We start from the raw sequence: 23,218 nt of genomic DNA, 5'->3' as shown, positions 1-23,218 counted from the left end.
TATATTTCAAAGAGTCCCACTCTTTCGCAAGAAAGCGTGTGTAAACTCAAGATTGCTATCGATCAATTTCGCCAAAAACGATGTCCTGGCTTGCCAAAATGGCAACGCCATCTGCCAGCATATACCCTCTGACCATTTCATCATAGCTGGACAAGTGTGCAAATCCAGGCGCTCTGATTTTTAGTCGGTACGGTTTATTTGCTCCATCAGACACTAAATAAATGCCAAACTCACCTTTCGGGGCTTCCACAGCGGAGTATACTTCACCCGCAGGCAAGCAAAAACCCTCTGTAAACAATTTAAAATGGTGGATTAAAGCCTCCATATCGTGCTTCATAACCTCTCTACGTGGAGGAGTCACTTTATAATCATTCACACGGACAGGTCCAGGATTAGCTCTTAACCATTCAATACACTGCCTTACGATACGGTTTGATTGACGCAGTTCTTCTACCCTCACCAGATATCGATCATAGCAATCACCTGTCTTCCCTACCGGGACATCAAACTCAACTTTATCATAAGCGGCATAGGGTTGTTTTTTTCGCAAGTCCCAGGCGACACCGGAAGCGCGAAGCATAGGACCTGTGAACCCCCATTGCAATGCCTGTTCGGCAGAGAACTGTCCGATATCAACCGTTCGCTGTTTCCAGATACGGTTGTCAGTCAACAGTGTCTCATATTCATCAACGCATTTTGGGAAGCGCTCAGTGAAACTCCACAGGAAATCGAGCAAACTGCCCTCTCTATTGTGGTTCATTTTTTCTACTTCGCGTTCATTATGCCAGCGTGAGGGTTTGTATTTAGGCATGCTTTCAGGAAGATCTCTGGCCACACCGCCTGGGCGATAATACTTGGCATGCATTCTGGCGCCCGATACAGCTTCGTAGCAATCAAACAGATCTTCCCGTTCACGAAAGCAATAGAGAAAGACAGTCATTGCTCCGATATCCAGGGCAACAGCGCCTAACCATAATAAATGATTTAGAATACGGGTGACTTCATCAAACATTGTCCGGATATATTGTGCTCGAATGGGAATTTCAATTCCCAGCAGTTTCTCAATAGCCATAACGTAGGCATGCTCATTGCACATCATCGATACATAATCAAGCCGATCCATATAGCCTACATTCTGTAAATAGGGCTTGGTTTCAGCAAGCTTTTCGGTTGCACGATGCAGTAACCCGATATGCGGATCCGCTCTTACAATAGTCTCCCCTTCCAGTTCCATGACTAGACGCAACACGCCGTGTGCTGCAGGATGTTGGGGACCAAAATTCAGAGTATAGTTCTTAAGCTCAATCATGATGACTTATCCCCGCAGTATCAATGTATCGATTATCCTCGCGTATTACTTTAGGTATTATGACCCGTGGTTCAATATCCACGGGTTCATAAATAACTTTTTCCAATTGGGCATCGTAACGCATTTCAACATGGCCGCTTACCGGAAAATCTTTTCTGAATGGATGGCCGATAAAACCATAGTCTGTCAGTATGCGTCGCAGGTCAGGATGATTTTCGAACAAAATGCCATACAGGTCATACGTTTCTCTTTCAAACCAGTTTGCTCCCTTCCATAAATCATGTACTGAAGGAATGATTAAGTGATTCTCTTCAAGAAATACCTTTACTCGAACTCGATGGTTATGAATAGTGGACAATAGATGATAAACAACTGCAAAACGAGGCTTGGCCCACACACAAACACGCTCTTCCTGCGGCTCTACCGCACGCGAAAACCCCTTTTCAGTGGCTGCTTCTGTTTCCCAGTCATAACGTCCATAATCCAGATAATCAACGCCACAGACATCGATTAACTCATCGAACAAAAATTCTTCATAATTTTTTAATTGGTTCAGCACTTTACGAACATGTGCTGCCTGACATTCTATAGTTATTTCATCGTAGGCCAGGGAAATTGACTCTGTAATACCATTCAGTTCTTTTTCAAAGAGTTCAATCAAGCCGGTTAATTTTGTCATTTGCTATCTACCTGCTCTTAAGCTTCAATAATTGTTTTATGTCTTATCTTATTCTGTAATTGAATAATGCCATAAAGAAGTGCCTCTGCTGTTGGAGGGCAACCAGGTACATAAACATCGACGGGTACTATGCGATCGCAACCTCTGACTACGGAATAAGAATAATGATAATATCCTCCTCCATTTGCACAGGAACCCATTGAGATCACCCAGCGCGGCTCTGGCATCTGATCGTAAACTTTACGCAGGGCAGGAGCCATCTTATTACATAAAGTGCCTGCAACAATCATGACATCTGATTGACGCGGACTGGGTCTGAAAATAATCCCGAAGCGATCCAGATCATAACGGGCAGCACCCACGTGCATCATTTCAACGGCGCAGCAAGCCAGACCAAAAGTCATAGGCCACATCGAGCCGCTTCGCGCCCAACCTAATAATTTATCAACGCTGGTTGTAATGAAACCACTTTTTTGCAATTCTGCAGCAGCCATATATAAGCCTCTGAATAAGTATGGATATAAGCAGCCAAGCGTTCATTTTTACAATGAACGATTATTGTTATTCCTAACTAAAGATACTGGATTTGTATGCTGTGAAGGAATTATTATTCCCATTCTAGCGCACCACGCTTCCACTCATAAATAAAGCCAATAACCAAGAGCCCTAGAAAGATCGCCATCGAGAAAAACCCGAACCAGCCTATCTTGCGTAAAACCAAAGCCCAGGGGAAGAAAAACGCAGTTTCCAAATCAAAGATAATAAATAGTATAGCAACCAGATAGAATCTGACATCAAAAGGGATATGAGAACTTTCAAAGGCATCAAAGCCGCACTCATAAGGTGAATTTTTGGCAGAATTTGGATTACTCTTTGATAACAGCGAACCGCCGGTTATCATTGCTCCACCCAGAATCAAACCAATTATGATAAAAACAAGTATAGGTAAATATTGTGATAGCATCATCTGATCGCTTGGATAAATGGTGCCGAAGGCCGGACTCGAACCGGCACGGCTTACGCCACCGCCCCCTCAAGACGGCGTGTCTACCAATTCCACCACTTCGGCATGTTAGTTTTATTGTTTTCCGTTTGTACTGCTATCAACCGGCACTGGAATTTTGCTTTCCGGTACGCTGGTCTGCTGAGGTATAGCCTGTTGCCCTGCCTTTTGGTATTGCATCGAAACAATATAAGACAAAGTCAAGCTAGTTATAAAAAAAGCTATTGCCAAACCGCCGGTGAACCGAAAAAGGAAACCACCAGTACCTTGGCTACCAAACACCGTATTTGATGCGCCTGAACCAAATGCCGCACCAATGTCCGCCCCTTTCCCGTGCTGGATTAATACCAGACCGATTAAGGCAATCGCAACAAGTACATGAATCATTAAAATTAGTTGATACATTTAACAATTTCCACAAACTGTTGTGCATTAAGCGATGCACCACCCGCCAAAACGCCATCCACATCAGACATGCCAAATAATGCGGCTGCGTTCTTGTCATTCACACTTCCGCCATAGGCTATTGTGACAAGTGCTGCAGCTTCGCTATCGTATTCAGCGACCAACTCTCTAATAAACTGGTGGACTGCCTGAACCTCTTCGGGTGAAGGCGGAACACCTGTTCCTATGGCCCATACAGGCTCATATGCAATTACACAATTTTTAAAACAACCTTCTTTGTTAGCGACAGCTCGTATTTGCCTGGCAACTACTTGCTCCGTTAAACCTTGCTCACGCTCAGTCAGGGTCTCGCCCACACAAAGAATTGGTATCATATCATGTTCTTTAACATGGTGGAATTTATCTGCGACAAAATTTTCGCTCTCAGAAAAAAAACGTCTTCTCTCTGAATGCCCCACCATTGCATAACGACAGTTGTATTCTTTCACCATGGGTGCAGAAATTTCGCCTGTGTAAGCTCCATAGTCCTTAGGGTACAAATTTTGTGCGCCAAGGAACACGGGGGTCTGCCTTAATATTTCACTTGCCAGTGGCAGATGCAGCATTGCAGGCATGATTACACAGTCAACTGTCAAATTTTCTGGTAAGCCTTGCACTATGGCGTGCAAGAGGGATCTGACCTGATCAATTTGACCATTCATCTTCCAATTGCCAGCAACAATCTTTTTTCGCATGCTAACCTCGAATCTAATTTGGCGACTATACCTCAGACCAGTATGTTAAGCAAAGCATTTTCTAGCTTATTTTGCATTCTTGTTAAGAACGCTGATTTCATTAATGGGCGAATTTTGAAAAAGTACTGGCTATTGTTCTCAAATTTCATTAAATTTGTTCTAATTCTTTTCATTATGATGCTTTGTTCAGGGAGGACAGTATGAAGGGACGTATTAATGAGCTGGCCAGACAGCTTTCCATGCTGGAGCATCCAGTTAATATTGCAGAAGCTGGTAAATTATTTCAAACCCATCAGGAGTTATTTCAGGCAAAATTCGAAATTGATTCTGAAACAAGAGTACAATGGCGCATCATTCAGAAAATCTATGATGCTTATTTAAAGCTGGTTGCACTCAAAACAGCCTTGTCAGATGAGCAACTTCTGCCGCTTAGAATTAAAGAATTAAACGACATAAAATTATCGGCTGAATCCAAAATGGATGATCTGAAGAAAGCCCATCACCGCGTGCAGGAAAAAATTGCAACTCTTTACCCCGAACTCTCAAACGCCTATGACAGCTACCGAGGGCGTTCACAAATGACTGTTACGGCGGAAGATCAATTGATCAGGCAGTTCATGCTGTTACTAAAAGAGGAATATCAGCAATTATTAGGTCAGAATTATCAGGTTTTAATGGGGGAAAAGCTGAATCAGCAAAATGAATCCACTCAAAAGCTGAAAGAATTAGACATGCTTATTACACCATCCACTGACATGAAACATATAATGCATTTATCAGGGATCTCTTTGAAAGAATCAAGACGTCTAAATTCAATCCTCCATAGTCTGCTAAGTCATCGCAGCCTCTTGTCCAATATCATTTCAAAAAACTCAATCAGTGCTGAGATTTCTAACCTCACCAAAATGATTAAAGAAGCCAAACAGCAAATAGTTAATTTGTCGGAGTCAATTCTAAGCTGTGAACTGGAGAATGTTGATGAGTTAAATACGCTTTATTCAATGATTGCCGATAAAGAAAGCTTACTGCAGGAAAGAAGGAAAAAAATCGATCAATTAAACTCTTATTGGCCTGGTGCATTGTTTTCTTATTTCACTAATCCGAACCATCAGGAGGAATTAAACCGAGAAATTGAAGAGTTGGAATATCTTGAATCACTCAACGAAAAATTTAAATTGGACTGCCAGTTAATAGAATTAAATAAAATGATCGATGCGACAAGAACGCTTCTTGTCAGTGATGCGCAAAAATGGCCTGAAACCGGCCATGCCGATATTTCATCTGACGAAATAAACATGATTATCAACTCAATCCGAGACTTTATCCCGAGATATAAAGCAAGAGAGCCGGTTTCTTCCGTTTCTCTGTTAGTCGATTTGACTGATATTATACCTTTGGTTCAGAAAGCCCATCAAAAATACGCACAAACTCATCAGCTGCTTACGCAATTTGCAGATGCCAAAAAAGCGATGCAGGATCTCGAACGGCACCCTGGTTTCACGCCGCAGCCTCAACCTTCTCCAGAAGAGTTCAGCGTTTTGAAGAAAGAATCGGAACAGAGGCAGAACAGATTGGGTACATTGGCAGGATTAATAAGCAAATGCCAAAATCTTCTCTCGCTTTACGCACAGCAGAATCAAATTCATAACCAGTTACTTGATAGCGCAAGTTTGCAATCCAAAACTTTAAATCAGTTGTTGCAGTTGGAAACTCAGTTGCTGAGGTTAAAAAAAAGACCCGTAGATACAAAGAAAATGGATGAGTATTCGGCCAAAATTATAATTGAATTAAAGCTTTTGCAAACAACCCTTAAGCCAGTAAATGAGCATCGTGATACATCAAAAGAGACTTTAGATGAAGCGATAGCCGAGGCACGTATTCGCCGCGCAGATACAATGGATTCTCACATCACACGCTTACAATACTGGAACAGCATGATTATCCAAAAACTTGGACAATTATCTATCGATCTAAATGAATGGTATGTTGAATTGTACATGTGCCTTCAAAGTCAGCGGGTTAATGAAGCAACCAAACTGCAAATGTATCAATTATTGAAAGATATTCTATTCGAGCTCAATGAGCCGCAGGCCCAAATGCCGCATGCAACACTGTATCATTACAAATTACTATGCCCCAACCCTCAGCAACAGTGGCGCAATCTGTTGGCATTCAAACCCGCTGTCAATCCTGATTTAGAGGAAACTGGAAAATTGCATGCTTTTTTAAACAGGCAAATTGAAAGCTTGACGAATCGAAAATACTTACGCGAAGCAAGGCTTCTAGCCGATCTCGCTCATCAATTGCAAAAACAGACTGAGGGTATCAGCACTGCGAATATCAAAGCCTGCCTGAGTGACCCCCGTTATAAAAGCCTTTATGAGCATCGGGGATTCTGGATATTATCGCAGTGGGCCGCACAAGCAAGTACGGCAGTCTGGAACTTCTTTTCAAAAACGCCATCAAGTTTTGAGCAAAGTATTTTTTATAAGCGCACGGCGACTGTACATTGTATACAGGAAGATTTTGAGTCTGCGTTTCTGGCAAAAGTATGAAGAGACATTCAGGCAGCCCGGTGCCCACACCGGGCTCATCTCAATCAGTGCAATGTCTGCTCAATGGTAACAATATTGTCTCTTAGGTGCTCAGCCTGAACAATCACCTCATCCTGATTCAAACCTTCCACCATTACACGTAACAGAGGTTCTGTACCCGATGGGCGTAATAAAACGCGTCCTTCATTCCCCAGCTTTTCAGACAGTGCCCGCACTGAAGCCTGTACTCTTTGATCTTCGAGTAATTTTGCAGCGTGCTCGGTTTTAATATTAATTAACGTCTGTGGTAGTAAAGTCAAGCCTTCTGTCAGCTCGGCAAGCGTCTTTTCCTGTTTCACCATACATGCCAAAACCTGCAGGGCAGCAATAATTCCATCACCCGTTGTCGTTTTATCCAGACAGACAATATGGCCTGAAGACTCACCGCCGATACGCCAATCCTTTTCTTTTAGAGTTTCCAGAACATAACGGTCCCCTACTTTTGTTCTGAGGAAGGGAATATTCATGTTGGCAATTGCTTTTTCCAAACCATAATTGCTCATCAAAGTACCGACAACACCCCCATGAAGAATACCGCGCTGAAATCTGTCTTTAGTAATGATATATAATACCTGGTCACCATTAACAATATTCCCTTTTGCATCGATCAATATGAGACGGTCGCCGTCACCATCCAAGGCAATACCAATGTCTGCGCCCGTTTTAAGAACCTTTTGGCGCAATGCTTCAGGCGCAGTCGAGCCGCAGTTTTCATTGATGTTAAACCCATCCGGTTTATCACCCATAGAAGTGACATGAGCACCCAGCTCCGCAAACACATTTGGGGCTACATAATATGTTGCACCGTTAGCGCAATCTACTACAATTTTTAAACCAGAGAGTCGGGTTAGGGAGGGTATCGTCGCCTTACAAAATTCAATATAACGCCCCTGAGCGTCACTGATTCGCTTGGCTTTTCCAAGTTTGACAGAACTAACTGTCAATAGCGGCTTCTCCAATTCTCTCTCTATCGCAAGCTCCATTGAATCTGGCAACTTGCTTCCATCGGCTGCAAAAAACTTAATGCCATTATCTTCAAATAAATTGTGTGAAGCGCTAATTACAATCCCGGCATTGGCGCGTAATGTCTGCGTCAGATACGCCACCGCGGGGGTAGGCATGGGGCCCACCAGGCTTATATCTACGCCAGCTGCCGCCAGCCCCGCCTCTAAGGCAGACTCCAGCATATACCCGGAAATTCTTGTGTCTTTTCCTATTAATACATGCTTACGATGCCCATTGGCCAATACGCGGCCTACCGCCCAGCCAAGCTTAAGAACGAACTCCGGATTTACATTTGATAAACCAACCTGTCCACGGATCCCGTCCGTTCCAAAATATTTTCGTTGATCCATCTTATGCCCCCATTTTGTTAGTATCGCTCCAGGATTTATTGACTGCCTGCATCATCGTTACCACCTGCTTTGTATCTGCTACGTCATGGGTGCGGATGATGCCCAAACCCTGTTCCATAGCAATGGTGGTTAACACCAAACCGCCAATAAGCCTTTCGTCAATGTTCTTATTTAAGACTTTTCCAATTGTTGTTTTCCGGGATACACCTAAAAGTATAGGCCTTTGGTGTATTGAAAAACGGCTTAGCTGATTAGTAAGCTGCAAATTATGTTCCACTTTTTTGCCAAAACCAAAACCTGGATCAACAATTAGCCTTTCGCGTTTTATACCTGCAGCCACGCATGCCTCAATTCGCTGTTTCAGAAACTCATTAATCTCATCGATTACGTCTCCATAATGCGGATTATCCTGCATCGTATTGGGTGTTCCCTGCATATGCATCAGGCAGATCGCACAATCCGTTGATGCGGCAACTGATAAGGCTTTATCTTCCTGCAGCGCAGAAATGTCATTAATCAGTCCGGCGCCGGCATTGATTGCTTCTTTCATTACCGCAGGTTTAGTGGTATCAATCGATATACAAATATCACTTTCCTGTCGTAATCTTTCGATAAAGGGTATAACCCGATCCAGTTCCTCTTGCTCGCTGACCGGCATGGCACCAGGCCTGACTGACTCACCGCCCACATCAATAATGTCTGCGCCTTCGTCAACCAGCCGCAGTGCATGAGCCAGCGCTTTGGGCAACTCATTGTATTGGCCTCCATCCGAGAAGGAATCCGGAGTGACATTTACGATGCCCATAACAAGTGCCTGAGAGACACGGTTCTCCGATGTGAAATAGTTTTCACACCAGAATTTGAATTGCTGATTGTTCAAGTTAGTCCTGAGATGTCTGAAGTGTCTATATCTAAGAATAAAGCCATGAAAGCTTCCAATGATTCTAATCGCTGGAAGCCTGTAGAGTGTTGCTAGTGGCCCTCTGCCGGATGATCCACCTGCTTGCCATTAATTTTCTGGTTATCCAAAGACGGTGAAGCATTCGGATCGGGCTTTTGTCCTGTCCAATCCTCTGGGGGTGATGGTTCATGGCCTGCCATGATTTCTGCAATTTGATTGGAATCAATTGTTTCGTATTTAATTAATGCCTGCGCCATTACATGCAATTTATCCAGATTGGTAGACAGAATTTCTTTCGCGCGCTGATAATTTCTATCAATGATCTGACGCACTTCCTCGTCAATCTGATAAGCTGTACTATCCGACATTTCCTTGCGTTGAGACATACTACGTCCCAAAAAGACTTCACCTTCTTCTTCACCAAAGGTCAGCGGTCCCATTGCAGAGAGTCCCCAGCTGGTAACCATTTTTCGGCTAATCTCGGTAGCCCGCATAATATCGTTTGAAGCACCAGTGGTCACGCTGTCCGCTCCAAAAATCAATTCCTCTGCAATTCGTCCGCCAAATAAGCTTGAAAGCTGGCTCTCCAGACGGCGTTTGCTGTGGCTGTAACGATCCTGCTCAGGAAGAAACATGGTTACTCCAAGGGCCCTTCCTCGAGGAATGATTGTAACTTTATAAACGGGATCATGCTCTGGAACCATTAGTCCCACAATAGCATGACCTGCTTCGTGATAAGCTGTTAATTTCTTCTCATTGTCGTCCATGACCATTGAACGACGCTCCGCACCCATCATGATTTTATCTTTGGCTTTATCAAGCTCTAAAATACCTACTTTTCGCTTATTGGCCCGCGCAGCAAACAAAGCGGCCTCATTCACCAGATTGGCAAGATCTGCACCTGAAAATCCCGGTGTTCCTCTCGCAATAGGGAGAATATCGACACTTTTATCAATTGGCACTTTCTGTAAATGCACTTTCAGAATTTGTTCTCGGCCACGAATATCTGGCAAAGGAACTACCACCTGACGATCAAATCGGCCTGGTCTCAGCAAGGCCGGATCCAGTACATCGGGCCGATTTGTAGCCGATACAATAATTACACCTTCATTGCCTTCGAATCCATCCATTTCAACCAGAAGCTGGTTCAATGTCTGTTCCCGCTCATCATGGCCGCCGCCTAGGCCAGCACCTCGATGTCTTCCTACCGCATCAATTTCATCAATAAAGATGATGCAGGGCGCATGCTTTTTAGCCTGCTCAAACATATCTCTGACACGGGAAGCGCCCACCCCGACAAACATTTCAACGAAATCCGAACCGGAAATGGTAAAAAAGGGAACTTTGGCTTCTCCGGCCACTGCTTTTGCCAGTAGTGTTTTACCAGTTCCCGGGGGGCCAACCAGCAACACACCACGGGGAATGCGGCCACCCAGATTCTGGAACTTGCTTGGATCACGAAGGAAATCAACCAGTTCTTTGACCTCTTCTTTCGCTTCATCCACACCCGCAACATCGGCAAAAGTGACTTTGACTTGATCTTCGCCCAGGAGACGCGCACGTGAACGGCCAAACGACATAGCACCGCGCCCGCCGCCGCCCTGCATCTGGCGCATAAAGAATATCCATACACCGATGAGCAATAGCATGGGAAACCAGTTAATAAAGATATGCAGGAGGAAGCTTTCCTGTTGTTTTTCCTGGCCGCTTACATCGACTTTGTTCTTTAGCAATTGCCCTAGTAAAGCATTATCCTGCATGGGCATGTATGTAACAAAGCGGCGGTTATTTTTAGTAACCCCTTTAATAATTTTATTATCTTCGATTGTAACGGCGTTTACAGCGCCTTGATCAATTTCGGTTAGAAACTGGCTGTAGGAGATTTTTTCAGCTGCAGCATGCCGAGGGCCAAAATTACTGAATACAGAAACCAGTACAATGGCGATTACAAGCCACAGAAATAAATTTTTTACCATGTCGTTCAAAGCATTTACCTCTTCAAGGGCGTATCTTTAGCTCTTTTGTCCAGTTAAGACGGCGGCATTATGCTAAAAATGTCTTTAAAAGCATCTGCCTGTCTTCCTAACGTGCAAAAAACTATTCTACGACGTCAGAACGAATTAACTTACTATAAATTATAGTCCTTAGCCAGCAAATAGGTTTCACGAGATCGTGAACGCGACGCAGCCGGTTTCCGGATAACAACCTTTCCAAATTTTTTTCTTATCAGCTTCACCAGTTCATCAAAGCCTTCCCCATGAAACACTTTCATAAGCATTGAGCCGCCAGGTTTTAGCATTTTATCGCCAAAATCGAATGCCAGTTCAGCCAGATACATGGCTTTGGGAATGTCAATTGCATAGCTCCCACTCATATTTGGGGCCATATCCGATAAAAGCAAGTCCACACTGCGTGCAGGTATTAGGGCAAGCAATTGCTGCAAGACCTCATCCTCGCGAAAATCACCCTGGATAAAAGTAACATCTGCAAGATGATCCATGGGTAATATATCCAGTGCAATGATATTCCCTTTGCCATTTAGTTTTTCACTAATATATTGCGTCCAACCGCCAGGGGCTGCGCCAAGATCAACGACGGTCATGCCCGGCCGCAATAAATGCTCACGCTCATCGACTTCTTTCAGTTTATAAACGGCGCGGCTACGATAACCTTCCGCCTGCGCTTTTTTGACATAAAAGTCATCAAAATGCTCTTGTAACCAACGCTTACTACTTTTGGAACGCGGCATAAAACTTATAATTTCAACATAGAATGCTTCATAATACTCAAAATTCCTACCTTTTCCCAGCGAAACGTGCAATAATCTGGATTTTTTTTAATCAGGACCACAAATGGACACTGCATTCAGGCAATCATTAAAGGCAAAAGCACATCATTTGAAGCCGGTGATTCAAATTGGGGCGAAAGGTTTAACGCAAGCAGTCATTGATGAAACAAATATTGCACTGACGGCTCATGAACTTATCAAGGTCAAAATTTATGGCGTTGAAAAAGAAGACAGACAACCCATGTTTTCAGAACTTTGTGAAAGCCTTCATGCTGAACTGGTTCAGCTCATTGGCAACATGGCAGTACTATACCGCAAGAACGAAGAATAACCCCATACCCTCCCTCTCATTTATCATACTTCTCCCAAGTCTGTAGCCTGGATGTAGCGTAGCGAGTCCGGGATACAAATAGTTGTGCCTGCAGCTTGCAAATGCGAATGATTATCATTTATATTTATCAGACATTAACCTGCAAGAGAGAGTCATGGCTTTAGCTTACGGTGATTACCATGGATTAACCCATCAGTTGCGCTTTCTTCTATTCGAAATTGGAATTGCCTGCTCCCACCAGCAGACTGAAACGGCGATAATCCACTCGCAAAGTGCCTGTCTCAGCCAGTTGCAGCAAATGGCAACAGCTGAAAATCTTGGAGCAGGAATTATCAGCCATGAAGCACGTGATTTTGTTGCACAACTTAAAGAACGCCTCTATCGGCAAAGTGCTCAAAGCGCTTTTTTTCAATGGGAACGACTGTTTCTCTATGTCGACAATTTCATTGCCCATCAAGCAATGATACTACTTTACCAGCAACGCTGGAATCAGGAGCTGGCCCGTGAAATGGGGAATGCCACAAGCTTTTGGTCCCGGCTATTGATAAAACATGACCCGCACAATCTCTTGGTGTTTCTCGAGCAATGGGCTTCCCCCTATGAATTCCTGGAGTCTCAGCATTTCATCCCCTCCGCATTTAAACCGCGTGAAGTTCTCCAGTATGCACCACAATTCAATGCGCAGCCAAGCCTTCATTGGTGTGCTTTGCGTAAGCAGAGCGTCACCGCTTCAGCGTTTTCACAGGAAATACAGCGTTGTTTTCCTGTTGAATACAAAACCTGGCAAGAAAAAATAGCCAGGATGCAGCACAACCCCGACCATTTTACCCCCCTTCCTGTCCATCCCTGGCAATGGCGAAATGCTATTCAGACTGAATACAGCCAATTGATCGATCAGAAATCGTTACTGCTTGTTCCCCATCACCAATTGGTCAAACCGGCAATGTCACCTTCCTGGCTAATTCCTGCGAAACAGAGCAAAGCACAACTGGAACTGCCATTGGCCAGCCAGTTTGTATCCGGACAAACCGGCTCCGGTAATTTACAGACGTTACTCGAGCAGGCAAATCAATTTGAACATGGATTATTTGTTGTGAGATCATTGAACCAGGACACAGCGCCGGTTTGCTCCTTCGAACCTTCATTAATAGAAAATCCTTTGTTTTTTTTGAAAAATGATCAGGTGGCCGTTCCTTTTGACGCATTAATTAAGCCTTGCCCTACAAGTGGTCTGGTACTGATTACAGAGATGGTTCATCTCAGCGCCATTTCACCGCTCCGCTTTTTTGCACAATACGCCCAGCAGTTTTTGGCAAGCTTCCTGAATTTATTGCTGAAGGAGAATGTGAGCCTGATGTTTTCTTCGGGCGATGTTCTGCTTATTATTGATAAAAGTCTTCCTAAAGGAATTATTTTAAAAAAAACGCAGTGTCTCGATGCGAGGCTCATCACAGAGGTCATGCCCGGCTTTATTAATACGATTTTACTGGGGCACTTGCAGCCTTTACTCCAGGCCTTATGCCGGGATTTTCAACTTAAGCCTTCTCTTCTCTGGAAAATCATCAAAGAAACGCTGCTAGCCCACCTCAGTGAAAATAGCTGCAGAGCTGTGCAAATTCGAGACTATTTGTTTGCCGATAACTGGTTTGTCAGGAAACGATTAAGCTTAAGATTACAGCCAAGGCCTGTCAATGAAAGTACATATTATCCAATAGCGAATCCCTTGCTGGGATAAACCACAAGCCATTGCATTTTCTTGCACCCCGGGGAATAGGTGACAGCAGCAATGGTATTGTATAAACTTATTTAAATCGCTGAGCGTCCAATTTATACAGGAGCATTTTGAAATAGCGTGTCACATTCCATTCTGAGACATATACCCAACGTGCTAACCATAGGCCGTTTGCTGCTAATTGTGCCTTTTCTGTGGCATTTATATGCAAGCGAGTACGTGGAAGCCTTTTATATTTTCATGCTGGCCGGTTTTACCGATGGGCTGGATGGATGGCTTGCGCGTCATTATAACTGGTCAAGCCCATTTGGTTCTTTTATTGATCCTCTGGCCGATAAATTGCTGATTGCATCCAGTTTTATTTCGCTGGCTTTACTTGAAATTTTACCCTGGTGGCTGGTTATTCTTGTTTTTCTAAGAGATTTGACAATTTCCTTTGGCGTTTTGGCCTGGTATGTGTTTATCCGCCAGCCCATTAATTTTGAACCGACTCGTCTTAGTAAATTCAATACAGGCCTGCAATTGCTCCTGGTTACGCTTTGCCTTTTTCAACTGGCCTTTTCCGAATTTTCAAGCTATGTTCTTTTTAGTTTAATTATTCTTACCGCCGCCACCACTACGGCAACATATATTGATTATGTGTGGACTTGGGGACGGAAAGCCCTTTCAGTTAGTCAAACCAGCCAATGACCCGTCAGTTAGTTTTAGAAATTCAACAGAATTATGACGCCAGGCTTTCTGACTTTTGTTGGGGAAGTAATGCCCTGCTGGCCCAACAAATTCACAGCCTTTTTGATAATAAGACAGAGCCCTATCTTTTCATCTGGGGAGAATCCGGCAGTGGAAAATCCCATTTGCTACAGGCTTGCTGTCAAATGGCAAACAGCCAGAATCTTCAATCAGCTTACCTTCCATTAAGCCTGTTAAAAACATGGGGGCCGGCCTGTCTGGAGGGAATGGAACAACAACAGCTCATTGCAATCGACGACATTAATGAAATTGCAGGGGACAGTGTATGGGAGGAGGCAATTTTTCACTTATTTAACAAAATTCGTGACAATGACGCCCACCTGCTCATTTCCAGCACCACCTCTCCAGCTGCTTCCGCTATTAGCTTGCCTGATCTGCGCTCACGCCTGGCTTGGGGACTCACTTATCATTTGGAAGCACTTAACGATGATTCTAAAATTAAGGTAGTGCAACAAGCTGCAGAGAAACGAGGGTTCCAATTGAAAGACAGTGTTGCATTGTATTTAATCAAACGGTGCACCCGAAATTTGCATGACCTACTGCAAATCCTTGAGCAGCTAGACGAAGCCTCTCTCGCCGCCCAAAGGAAAATTACTATCCCGTTTGTTAAAGAGACTTTGGGCATTTAGCGATTTTGCAAACCCTGAGTTTTATTTTATTTGTGTGCAGACTGAAATTATTTGAAGCACATTTTAATAGAGAAAGGTTCTATTACACTTTCTTTGTTGACTTTTTCCACTGCATCTTATAAGTCTATAAGTATTTGATTCCAGAGAAAAATAATGATTGAATCTATAATATCCAGAACAGATATTATTTTGCTTCCCAGCGAAAAAGATAAGCTGGCAAGCCTCATTTCAATACTTGAGAACTTTACGCGCCGCCATTATCAGATTCCAAGTCCAGAACAATTTCGAAACGATGTATTGGGCATTGATAAACCTGGAGCGCTTGCCCTGTACTATGATCAATTCAATCATCTCACTGGATTTACGCGTGTTTGCCGGCAGGTTATCAATCCTATGAATAAACCAGTGATTGCCTATTGGGGAGGAACATATTATAACCAGCGGGTAAATCCAGGATTTGTGGCAGCCAAATTCGGACTTGCACATGCGATGAAAGATAAACTGGCGCATCCTGAGGATGAATTCATCTATTTTGCACATACCAATACGCCATCCCGCTATCACTTTTTAAACAGTTTTAACCGCAATATTTATCCTAAAATGGATGCCAGGACCCCAGATTATGTCCTGGAAAGAGCAGCCTGCCTGATTGAAGATAACCACTGGGTAGCTCATACCGAACACCCCATGGTTATTGAACATCAGGTTGCGTTAGCCAATGGCACAGATCCGCATTTTGATAAAAATAATCATTTGCATCAATATTATGTTTCCATCAATCCAGACTACCATCTGGGCAATTCATTGCTGGTGTATCTGCCTTTAAATTTGGCGACTATTGGAATGGGTATTAAGCAGGTCGTTTCAACACCCTCCTTGTTGTAGCGTTAATAAGCAAAGGCTATCAAGGCCTTAGAAAAGCTGTTGCCCCTTGATACATTTCGCCAATCAAGGCTGCATCTGACATTTCATCGCGAAAAAAACTATTGAATGAAGTGCTGCGGGTCAAACCGGGAATTTTGCTCCCTTGCTTTTCAGGCGCCTTTGCCTGTTTCTTTGTTTTCTGTAATTTGTTCCCAAGCTTTCCCTCCAGTTTTTCCAGCTGAATTTTCTGTTTAGTGACGGTCTCTTCCTCACAGATTAAACTGAAAGTTTCTTCATCCAGGTTCAGTTGCCTTCCAACCATGTTTTCAATCTCTGATTTCTCAGAACACCAATAGCAGGCAAGGGCAGAGAGCCCAACAAGAATGCTGACAAGCAGAACAGGCCAGAAAGTTGGACTAACCGAACTTAATATCCACCCTGCAATAAACATTGCCAAAGTTTGTCCAGCGCAAAAAGCGCCGCTGAAAATGATAATTCCCTGGAGGGTTGCCACCAATAATTTTAATCCTTTGCTGACAGGATGCGACCACCTGGCACGTAAAGCGGACCGCACATCGTCCAACTCAGCAAACTTCAATTTAAGGGCCTGTGAAAGAGCCAGATAGTCCTGCAATGATTCCACAGACCCCGGCTCCTCATAAATCTCTTCGAGCTTTGCCTGAATTGCAGTGATTCGTTTGATCTGCTTTGCATAAGTACTGGTAAGCTCAGGAACCTGGCGCATCTTAACACCGAACTCTTTTGACAAGTCCCTTATATTGAGTCCATAAAAAAGCAAAATGGAAAAAATAGAAAAACAAAGGCTGGCTGAAAAAATTACTGCAGTAGGAATTGAAAAAAGCCCAAGGACATTACTCACACCGTCAAAGCCTTCACAAATAAAATAAAGAGTTCCACAAATAAGCAGAAATATAAATTTGAACTGTCCCCACTTGTTTTTTTTTCTGACCGCCTTAGGCTCATCGTCTAATGTCCTGTATATATCCTTCAGCAAAGCAGCCTGTACTTGTTCCAGAATAAATTGCTGGTCAGAATTGGTGACCGGATTTTTTTTTAGCCATGGAAGGATTGACGATAATGGCAACTCTTCTTCAGAAAACTCCTTAGGGAAATAGTCTACACCCTGATTGGACTTATTCATTTGCTGAATGTAATTTCGTGTTTTATGGCTAAGCTTAACCAGATTTACCATTTCATCCCTTCTGGTAATGGTGCAGAACCTCGTTACCACTGTTAAGTACGTGTGAGCCTGCTGCTCGTCACAGTCCGGATTCCGCGAACAAGTCGCGGAACGTTGGCTAATGAAAATAACAGCTTAGGCTAGAATATGATCCGTCATCTATTGATTAACAGAAAATACGGAACTGACTCCCAAGGCTTTAACTGCGGGATCGTACATTGATTCAGCCAGAGCAGGCGGTACAGTAAACTGCCCGATATTTACAGCCTTAATTCGGTAGCTTAACTCCTTCGCTTCATTACCCAAGCTGCCAAAGAAGATAACCCGATCCTCGCGTATGTCTGCATAATCCATATTCTCTGTTTTTACGGAATCACGAACGACCTCAAATCCACCCGGCAATAAATCGACAACAGCAATATTGTTTATATAGCGGTTATCGAGGCTGCGCAGCTGAATATGAACTTCTACTTCAGATCCCAGTGTAACAGAACTTATCGTGTTGCCTTCGTCATCACGATATTCCCTCAATATCTCCATGCCCTGGCTTAAAGGCTTGTCTGTTTTGTTTTTATCAAAACCAGCCTGAGTTAATTGATAGAAATACGTAATATTGTCGGGATTATCAATAGTAACTGCCGTAGTCTGATTGTTAATATCAACCTTTTGATACGCTTTGTCCATAGGCTGTAAAGGCCTTTGCTGACCCGCAATAGTAGCCAGTATGGATAAACCCTGGCTTTGCGCTTGCGGCAGAGTTTGGCTGTAAGCATTTAAAGCCAGACTGGTATAACCCGACAGCACAGTATTTATTTCATTGGCATTAATTGACTCAACCAGAGGCATAATTAATTGATCGGCCACTGACGCCAATAACTGCGGGAAATGGCGCGCAACAAGATACAAATACTGGGCATTGGCGATGCTGCCGTCATAGAAGTCGCCCAAATCTACAGATTGCTTATTGATCTTGTATTGTCTGATTAACCGTTCCGCTTCAGAAAAGTTTTTTAGCAGCTGATAAGTCGAAGCAATATATGCTCCAGTGATATCCTGCTGCCAATTACTCGTTTTATCCTGCTCCAGACTGAGTTGAAGATTGGTGAGATAGTTACTGGTAATAATCTCATTGCGTGTTAACACATAAATAGCATAAGCCTGAATGCGCCCTTGATACAGATCGGTATATTTCCGTTCGGCCAACTCTTTTAAGTAGTTTACGCCATAGTAAATAATGTCATTGGAAACACTATAGCCCTGCTCTCGTGCTTCAGTCAGGAAATGCATTGCATAAACCGAAGCAAAATCATTGCTGCTGTTTTCACCAAGCCCGGGCCAATAACTGAAACCGCCAGTCGTCATCTGACGCTGTCCCAGCATTTGAATGGTTTCAATAACCCGCTGCCTGACTAACTGGCCGTCATTATCCAGTTGCGGCTGATTGCCCATCGCAAGAAGAGGCATGGCTTTACTGGTCAGCTGCTCAGTGCAGCCATAGGGATAGTTATCCAGATAACGTTGCAAGCCTGCAACCAAAATGAGTGGACTGCTGGATACAGCCGCCTGCACCTGGCGATATTCAGGGTATAGCGCACGATCAATCGCCAGGTTCATCGTCTTTGCTGTGTTACGGCCGCTTTTCACCGTGGTCAGGTAACTGCTGGCCGGACGAACACTTAAACTGGCGTTCATTTTGCTCATTTTATTGTTCAGGCTTGCGCTAAAGCTTAAATCAGCATTGCCTAACTCCGCTTTGGCTTTAACATGGAATCGTACCGTTTTTTCCTTGCCTTCATCAATTTCAATGATTTCCTTGCCGCTTCCAACAATTTCCAACGCAGGGGAAGCTACCACCTCTACGCTGATTTTAGCAGCAGCCCCTGAATCTTTGACATTATTAGCAATACTTGCGGTTACATCAAACTCATCCCCTGGCGCCACAAAATTGGGTACATTGGGATTAATAATGAAGTTCCCTTTGATCTTCACTTGTTTTTCCACAGAGCCCAGATCATTGTCACCCACAGCCACCGCCATAATGCGCAGGCTGCCATTGAAATAGTCAGGCACCTCATAGGTTACTTGCCGCGGCATTGTATCCGTCGGTAAAAGTCCAGACCAGAATACCACTGGTAAATCGGTTTTGCGTTTAAAAGGATTTAAGTGGCTGGCTAATAACTCTTCACCATCATCGCCGCCAACTGCTGATAATTCCCGCTCGCGGATATATTTTGGCAAAATCTGATCAACGGTCTGTTGCGTTAACACCTGCAGAGCGTATTTCTGGAAGAAGAATGCCAGCGGGTTTGGAGTCGCATAACGACTAACCTGGAGAATACCTTCATCGACAGCAAATACAATAATCTTTCCAGGCTTATCGCTTTGATACTCAATAGTCAGCGGCATACCGGGTTTCGCTTCATCCTCAGCCTTTAAGGCAATATGAATGGAGCGGTTATCATGGTTCACACTGAAAGGTACAACACTATAGCTCAAGGGACTTATAAAAATTTCAGGTGAATCCCAGTTACGCACAAAAGCGACATTCACATACCCATTTCCCTGGAAATCCGCAGGGATGCGAATTTTTTGAATGGAGCTGGTACTGTCCGTTTTAAACCACTGACTGGTGTAAACCTTATCACGCTCAATCGTAATTAAGCCTGCGCCGGTATAAGGTGCGGTGATTTGCAGCTCGATATCTTCGCCGGCATTGTATTCTTCCTTGTTGAGTTTGATACTCAGTTCCGCATTTCGAGCTAATGGCACCTGGCTGTTACCCACAACACTGTACTTGAATTGACTCAATTCAACATTGTTCTTGTCCAGTATCTTAATCGCGAAATCCCCAATTTGCTGCGTGGGTAACTCATAGGGAGTACCTTGCACATCCACTTTAAATGCTTTGCTATCAAGTACTGTCGACTGGATAATCGATTGATATTGATAACTGCCATTGGGGTTTTTCACCAGCGTAACAACCGGCCTTAAAGAAATCCATTGCAGTTTAAGTTCATCGACAGCTAACTGCTTTAACTGAGGATCAACAGCAACAAAATCAACACGGCGTTTGTCATTTTGTTTGATGTATGCCAGATCGCCATCTGGTTTATAGCCGATAAAATAATTTAAAGGACTCACCAGGACGGAACTTTGTGTGCTTACACTGCGTCCACCTTCCGCTTCAAATCCTTCTGCAAAGAATGTCAGCTGATAGGTAGCCTTGTCAAAGCGGTTCAGGTTAAGCGCCAGTTCGGCCTCTCCTTTTTCATTGGTACGAGTATCCGGTAAATCTTCTGTGTAAGTCTTTGCCGGTTTGTTCGGGTCGAGGAATGGGTCGATAAAAATATATTCGGGGAATTTTGAAAATTGTACCCGCTGTGGAGAGAGCAATATGCGGGCGCTTACTTTTCGATCGGCAGCGGGCGCTCCATACAGATTCCACAAACTCACCTGGGCACTTAAATGATCGGGAGAAACCCAGCCTTCCGCTGATTTTTCAGAAAAAGCTGAAGTGATTCGCATCCGATCAGGTTGAAACTCGGCAACCCGAATACTGGTACTTCCCAGTAAACTTTGCGGATTATTGTCCTTGATTACATATAAACTCACCTGGTATTGCCCAGTAGGGGACGTTGCGGTAGTAGGGAAATCAAGCGTCAGATAACCGGTGTTATCCAGGGTTAGTTTTTTATCCAGAACGGTTGTACCGCGCGGATCGGTAATCGTCACTTGCAAGGGCAATCCTGCAGGCTGTGAAAATGCATAGGCCTGTTTGATAATCATCCCAAAATGCGCTTCATCCCCAGGTCGATAAATTCCCCGGTCGGAAAACAGATAAGCACTCAGACTATTCAAATCCTGGTTATTAATATAAAGACCGCCCACGTCAAACCGGGAAAAATTCAACTGCCGATTGGAATTGTTGTAAGGGATAAACGAAACGTCATTACCCAAACTGGCCAGATAAACAGTAGGCTCGCGATCATCGACATAGTCGCTTAACACAGGAAAGCTCGCTTGCCCTTGCTCATTGGTCATCCGCGTCAATAATGGCAGGCCATTTTTCCCAAGAATTGAAACCGTTGCATTGGCAACAGGAACGCCTTGAGCGATAGACTGAACAAATATATCGTGAGTGCCGTCATTATTATCTTTTGCCAATAATCCCAAATCAGTCATCAGGATGAGGCGGCTGGTTTTAACATCAAGCGCTTGCTTTTGCTGAACATCCCAGCCAGTGGCCTGCAACAGGAATAAACCCTGCGGTCCGCCCGTATTGGTCTGCGCGGAGAGGTACTTGCCAAGATCCAATGCCGTATAGTTTTGTCTGGTTAAATCGGAGGTATCAAACTGCTGGATTTCCGAGAAAATTTCACTGATATTTTGTTGGTTAAAACTCTGATTAATGAAATAGGGATTATTAAAATCGCCCTGGGTTTGAGTAACGAGCTGATTGATATTGTCGGGTAATACGCGGGCCACTTCAAACTTAACCGCCGGGACACCGCGAACTGCCACAGAAAGCATTTTTTCACCAGCCAATGCCAGTAATGCCCCTTTGTGCAGGAAACTGATTTCTTTGGGAAGTTCTGGAACTTTAATGATTGCCACATAATCAGTCGAGAGGACAAAGTCGCCAAATCCACGCAAGCCTTTATCAAGCTTGAGGTAGAGATACTGGGGGGTATTGCTGCTGAAACGGTAGCTGTGCAATGAGGCATAGTTACGATCTGGCGGCAGAGCCTGCATGGCAAGGGGCTTGGACAGTGCCAGAATGGCAGCATTCACTTCGCCAGGGTTCTGCCATTCATAATTAGGCTTTTCTGGTTCCGATGCAGTAGCGGGATAATTCTGCGGCAACAGATAAACATGCAAAGCCTTGTTCATAGCCGCTTCCGTTACCCCCAATGTAGTTTCCAGATTTAAAATCTGTTCGGGTCTGTCCCTTTCATTTCGAATGATCGATGCATCGGCTGCGCTAAGCTTGAAATAATTACTGGCATCCGGAATTAACAGATTCTGACTAATGTTCTGCGCGGTTCTAGCGGAGCCGCTTTCTGCTTCAATACCTTTTGGTATAAGCAATTGCACATAACGGGACACTTCCGGCAAAGAGAGCGGCTCTGATCGAAGATAGGCAATGCGTTTGTATTTATCATAGCTTACAGTAAATTTATAATGCCTGGCATCAAGGTTTAATTGATTATTTTTAATCTCCTGCAGAATGAGGGCGGCTTTCTCTTCAAAACTGTTGCTGTCGACAGGAAAATTAAAGTTCACCGTGGCAACAATTTGCCTGTTTTTGGCATCAACCGGATCCTGGTAAAAACTAAGCGCCGCTATTTTGGCCTCAAAAGGCTTGGTTGAAAACTGGTAGCGCAATTTCTCCATTTTTGCATTGGCAGTAAATACGTCTTTATTGAAGCGAATTTCATAGGTTTGACCGGCTGGCCAATCCTTTTCAGGCGTAAATATTAAGCGGCTGTCACTATCCCATGCCCACTCACCCGGCATATCCGGAACCAACTCAATTCCCTCAGTTACCTCTTTGCCAATGAGTTTGAGCGGCGCAACCGATTGTGGAATCAATTCATCTTTTTGAATACCGAAATTAATAACCAGATCATCAGGGGTCAGCTCCTCTTCCAGCGGCGTAATGTCCGGAGGAGTGATCACTGCAGAGATCAGCTCTGGCTGGGGTAAATTTTTATACCAGACGTAGCCATAAATAGCGCCGGATAATAGCAAAAGAATTGCAACAGTGCTTCCCCAAAACAGCCCTGGCCTGGACACTGCCCTCTGCCTTAATCCGGTCATCCATGGCGGGCTGCTCCATTGGACACGGCCAAACAAGAGGGCAAAAAAAGCGCCGACAGCTATAAATGGTTTAAACAACGATTTTTTGTTCATGGGAATGACCCGGAAATGGAGGAGTTGAAC

The 23,218-nt window shown here is 44.0% G+C and carries 18 protein-coding genes and 1 tRNA gene; 6 read left to right on the top strand and 13 right to left on the bottom strand.

Annotated features, from left to right (window positions below):
* Positions 1 to 55: 55 nt before the first annotated feature.
* From DYH42_RS01695 to tpiA, 7 genes are all read right to left on the bottom strand, one after another.
* Positions 56 to 1,309 carry an NADH-quinone oxidoreductase subunit D gene (locus tag DYH42_RS01695; protein WP_058523304.1) on the bottom strand — a complete coding sequence of 418 codons (1,254 nt, stop codon included), beginning with the start codon at positions 1,307 to 1,309 and terminating at the stop codon, positions 56 to 58.
* On the bottom strand, positions 1,302 to 1,988 hold the full coding sequence (locus DYH42_RS01690) for an NADH-quinone oxidoreductase subunit C (RefSeq protein WP_058523303.1): 687 nt from the start codon (positions 1,986 to 1,988) through the stop codon (positions 1,302 to 1,304). Before DYH42_RS01690 ends, DYH42_RS01695 begins: the two co-directional genes overlap by 8 nt.
* A gap of 17 nt (positions 1,989 to 2,005) precedes the next feature.
* Positions 2,006 to 2,482: a NuoB/complex I 20 kDa subunit family protein gene (locus DYH42_RS01685; RefSeq protein ID WP_058523302.1), complete on the bottom strand. Its 477-nt coding sequence runs from the start codon at positions 2,480 to 2,482 to the stop codon at positions 2,006 to 2,008.
* A gap of 113 nt (positions 2,483 to 2,595) precedes the next feature.
* Positions 2,596 to 2,952, bottom strand: a complete 357-nt coding sequence (locus DYH42_RS01680; RefSeq protein WP_058523433.1) for an NADH-quinone oxidoreductase subunit A — start codon at positions 2,950 to 2,952, stop codon at positions 2,596 to 2,598.
* Between the two features lie 20 nt (positions 2,953 to 2,972).
* Positions 2,973 to 3,057 (bottom strand) — tRNA-Leu (locus tag DYH42_RS01675).
* 9 nt (positions 3,058 to 3,066) lie between these two features.
* A complete protein-coding gene (secG, locus tag DYH42_RS01670; RefSeq protein ID WP_058523301.1) occupies positions 3,067 to 3,396 on the bottom strand; it encodes a preprotein translocase subunit SecG in 330 nt (109 codons plus the stop codon).
* A complete protein-coding gene (tpiA, locus tag DYH42_RS01665; protein WP_058523300.1) occupies positions 3,384 to 4,130 on the bottom strand; it encodes a triose-phosphate isomerase in 747 nt (248 codons plus the stop codon). Before tpiA ends, secG begins: the two co-directional genes overlap by 13 nt.
* Positions 4,131 to 4,330: 200 nt before the next feature.
* On the opposite strand from tpiA, the gene DYH42_RS01660 reads away from it, so the two are divergent.
* Positions 4,331 to 6,685: a hypothetical protein gene (locus tag DYH42_RS01660; RefSeq protein ID WP_058523299.1), complete on the top strand. Its 2,355-nt coding sequence runs from the start codon at positions 4,331 to 4,333 to the stop codon at positions 6,683 to 6,685.
* Positions 6,686 to 6,729: 44 nt separating this feature from the next.
* On the opposite strand, the gene glmM is transcribed toward DYH42_RS01660, so the two are convergent.
* The 4 genes from glmM to rlmE form a co-directional block, all read right to left on the bottom strand.
* Positions 6,730 to 8,079, bottom strand: a complete 1,350-nt coding sequence (glmM, locus tag DYH42_RS01655) for a phosphoglucosamine mutase (protein ID WP_058523298.1) — start codon at positions 8,077 to 8,079, stop codon at positions 6,730 to 6,732.
* 1 nt (position 8,080) lies between these two features.
* Complete coding sequence (gene folP, locus DYH42_RS01650; protein ID WP_115316905.1) at positions 8,081 to 8,884, bottom strand: dihydropteroate synthase; 804 nt, start codon at positions 8,882 to 8,884, stop codon at positions 8,081 to 8,083.
* A 167-nt stretch (positions 8,885 to 9,051) separates the two neighbouring features.
* Positions 9,052 to 10,956, bottom strand: a complete 1,905-nt coding sequence (ftsH, locus tag DYH42_RS01645; RefSeq protein ID WP_058523296.1) for an ATP-dependent zinc metalloprotease FtsH — start codon at positions 10,954 to 10,956, stop codon at positions 9,052 to 9,054.
* Positions 10,957 to 11,108: 152 nt separating this feature from the next.
* Positions 11,109 to 11,729, bottom strand: coding sequence for a 23S rRNA (uridine(2552)-2'-O)-methyltransferase RlmE (rlmE, locus tag DYH42_RS01640; RefSeq protein WP_058523295.1), 621 nt, complete (start codon positions 11,727 to 11,729; stop codon positions 11,109 to 11,111).
* Between the two features lie 103 nt (positions 11,730 to 11,832).
* Between rlmE and yhbY the strand changes: the two genes are divergently transcribed.
* From yhbY to DYH42_RS01615, 5 genes are all read left to right on the top strand, one after another.
* Positions 11,833 to 12,099 carry a ribosome assembly RNA-binding protein YhbY gene (yhbY, locus tag DYH42_RS01635; protein WP_058523294.1) on the top strand — a complete coding sequence of 89 codons (267 nt, stop codon included), beginning with the start codon at positions 11,833 to 11,835 and terminating at the stop codon, positions 12,097 to 12,099.
* A 154-nt stretch (positions 12,100 to 12,253) separates the two neighbouring features.
* The gene (locus DYH42_RS01630; RefSeq protein WP_131792973.1) at positions 12,254 to 13,834 is read left to right on the top strand and encodes an IucA/IucC family protein; all 1,581 of its coding nucleotides are present in this window, start codon (positions 12,254 to 12,256) and stop codon (positions 13,832 to 13,834) included.
* A gap of 117 nt (positions 13,835 to 13,951) precedes the next feature.
* Positions 13,952 to 14,521 (top strand): CDP-alcohol phosphatidyltransferase family protein, encoded by a 570-nt coding sequence (locus DYH42_RS01625; protein ID WP_237758996.1) that lies wholly within the window; start codon positions 13,952 to 13,954, stop codon positions 14,519 to 14,521.
* Complete coding sequence (gene hda, locus DYH42_RS01620; protein WP_058523292.1) at positions 14,518 to 15,210, top strand: DnaA regulatory inactivator Hda; 693 nt, start codon at positions 14,518 to 14,520, stop codon at positions 15,208 to 15,210. The genes DYH42_RS01625 and hda overlap by 4 nt, the downstream gene beginning before the upstream one ends.
* Before the next feature lie 153 nt (positions 15,211 to 15,363).
* On the top strand, positions 15,364 to 16,095 hold the full coding sequence (locus DYH42_RS01615; RefSeq protein ID WP_058523291.1) for a hypothetical protein: 732 nt from the start codon (positions 15,364 to 15,366) through the stop codon (positions 16,093 to 16,095).
* Between the two features lie 19 nt (positions 16,096 to 16,114).
* Here the strand turns inward: DYH42_RS01615 and DYH42_RS01610 are convergent, their stop codons facing one another.
* Together DYH42_RS01610 and DYH42_RS01605 are read right to left on the bottom strand one after the other, a co-directional pair.
* Positions 16,115 to 17,287, bottom strand: coding sequence for a hypothetical protein (locus tag DYH42_RS01610; protein ID WP_058523290.1), 1,173 nt, complete (start codon positions 17,285 to 17,287; stop codon positions 16,115 to 16,117).
* A 147-nt stretch (positions 17,288 to 17,434) separates the two neighbouring features.
* A complete protein-coding gene (locus DYH42_RS01605) occupies positions 17,435 to 23,188 on the bottom strand; it encodes an alpha-2-macroglobulin (protein ID WP_058523289.1) in 5,754 nt (1,917 codons plus the stop codon).
* Positions 23,189 to 23,218 lie beyond the last annotated feature (30 nt).

Origin of the sequence: Legionella birminghamensis (genome assembly GCF_900452515.1) — a bacterium.
Taxonomy (GTDB): domain Bacteria; phylum Pseudomonadota; class Gammaproteobacteria; order Legionellales; family Legionellaceae; genus Legionella_C; species Legionella_C birminghamensis.
Note: the sequence above shows the minus strand (reverse complement) of the source record. Positions and strands in the feature narration are given on the sequence as shown.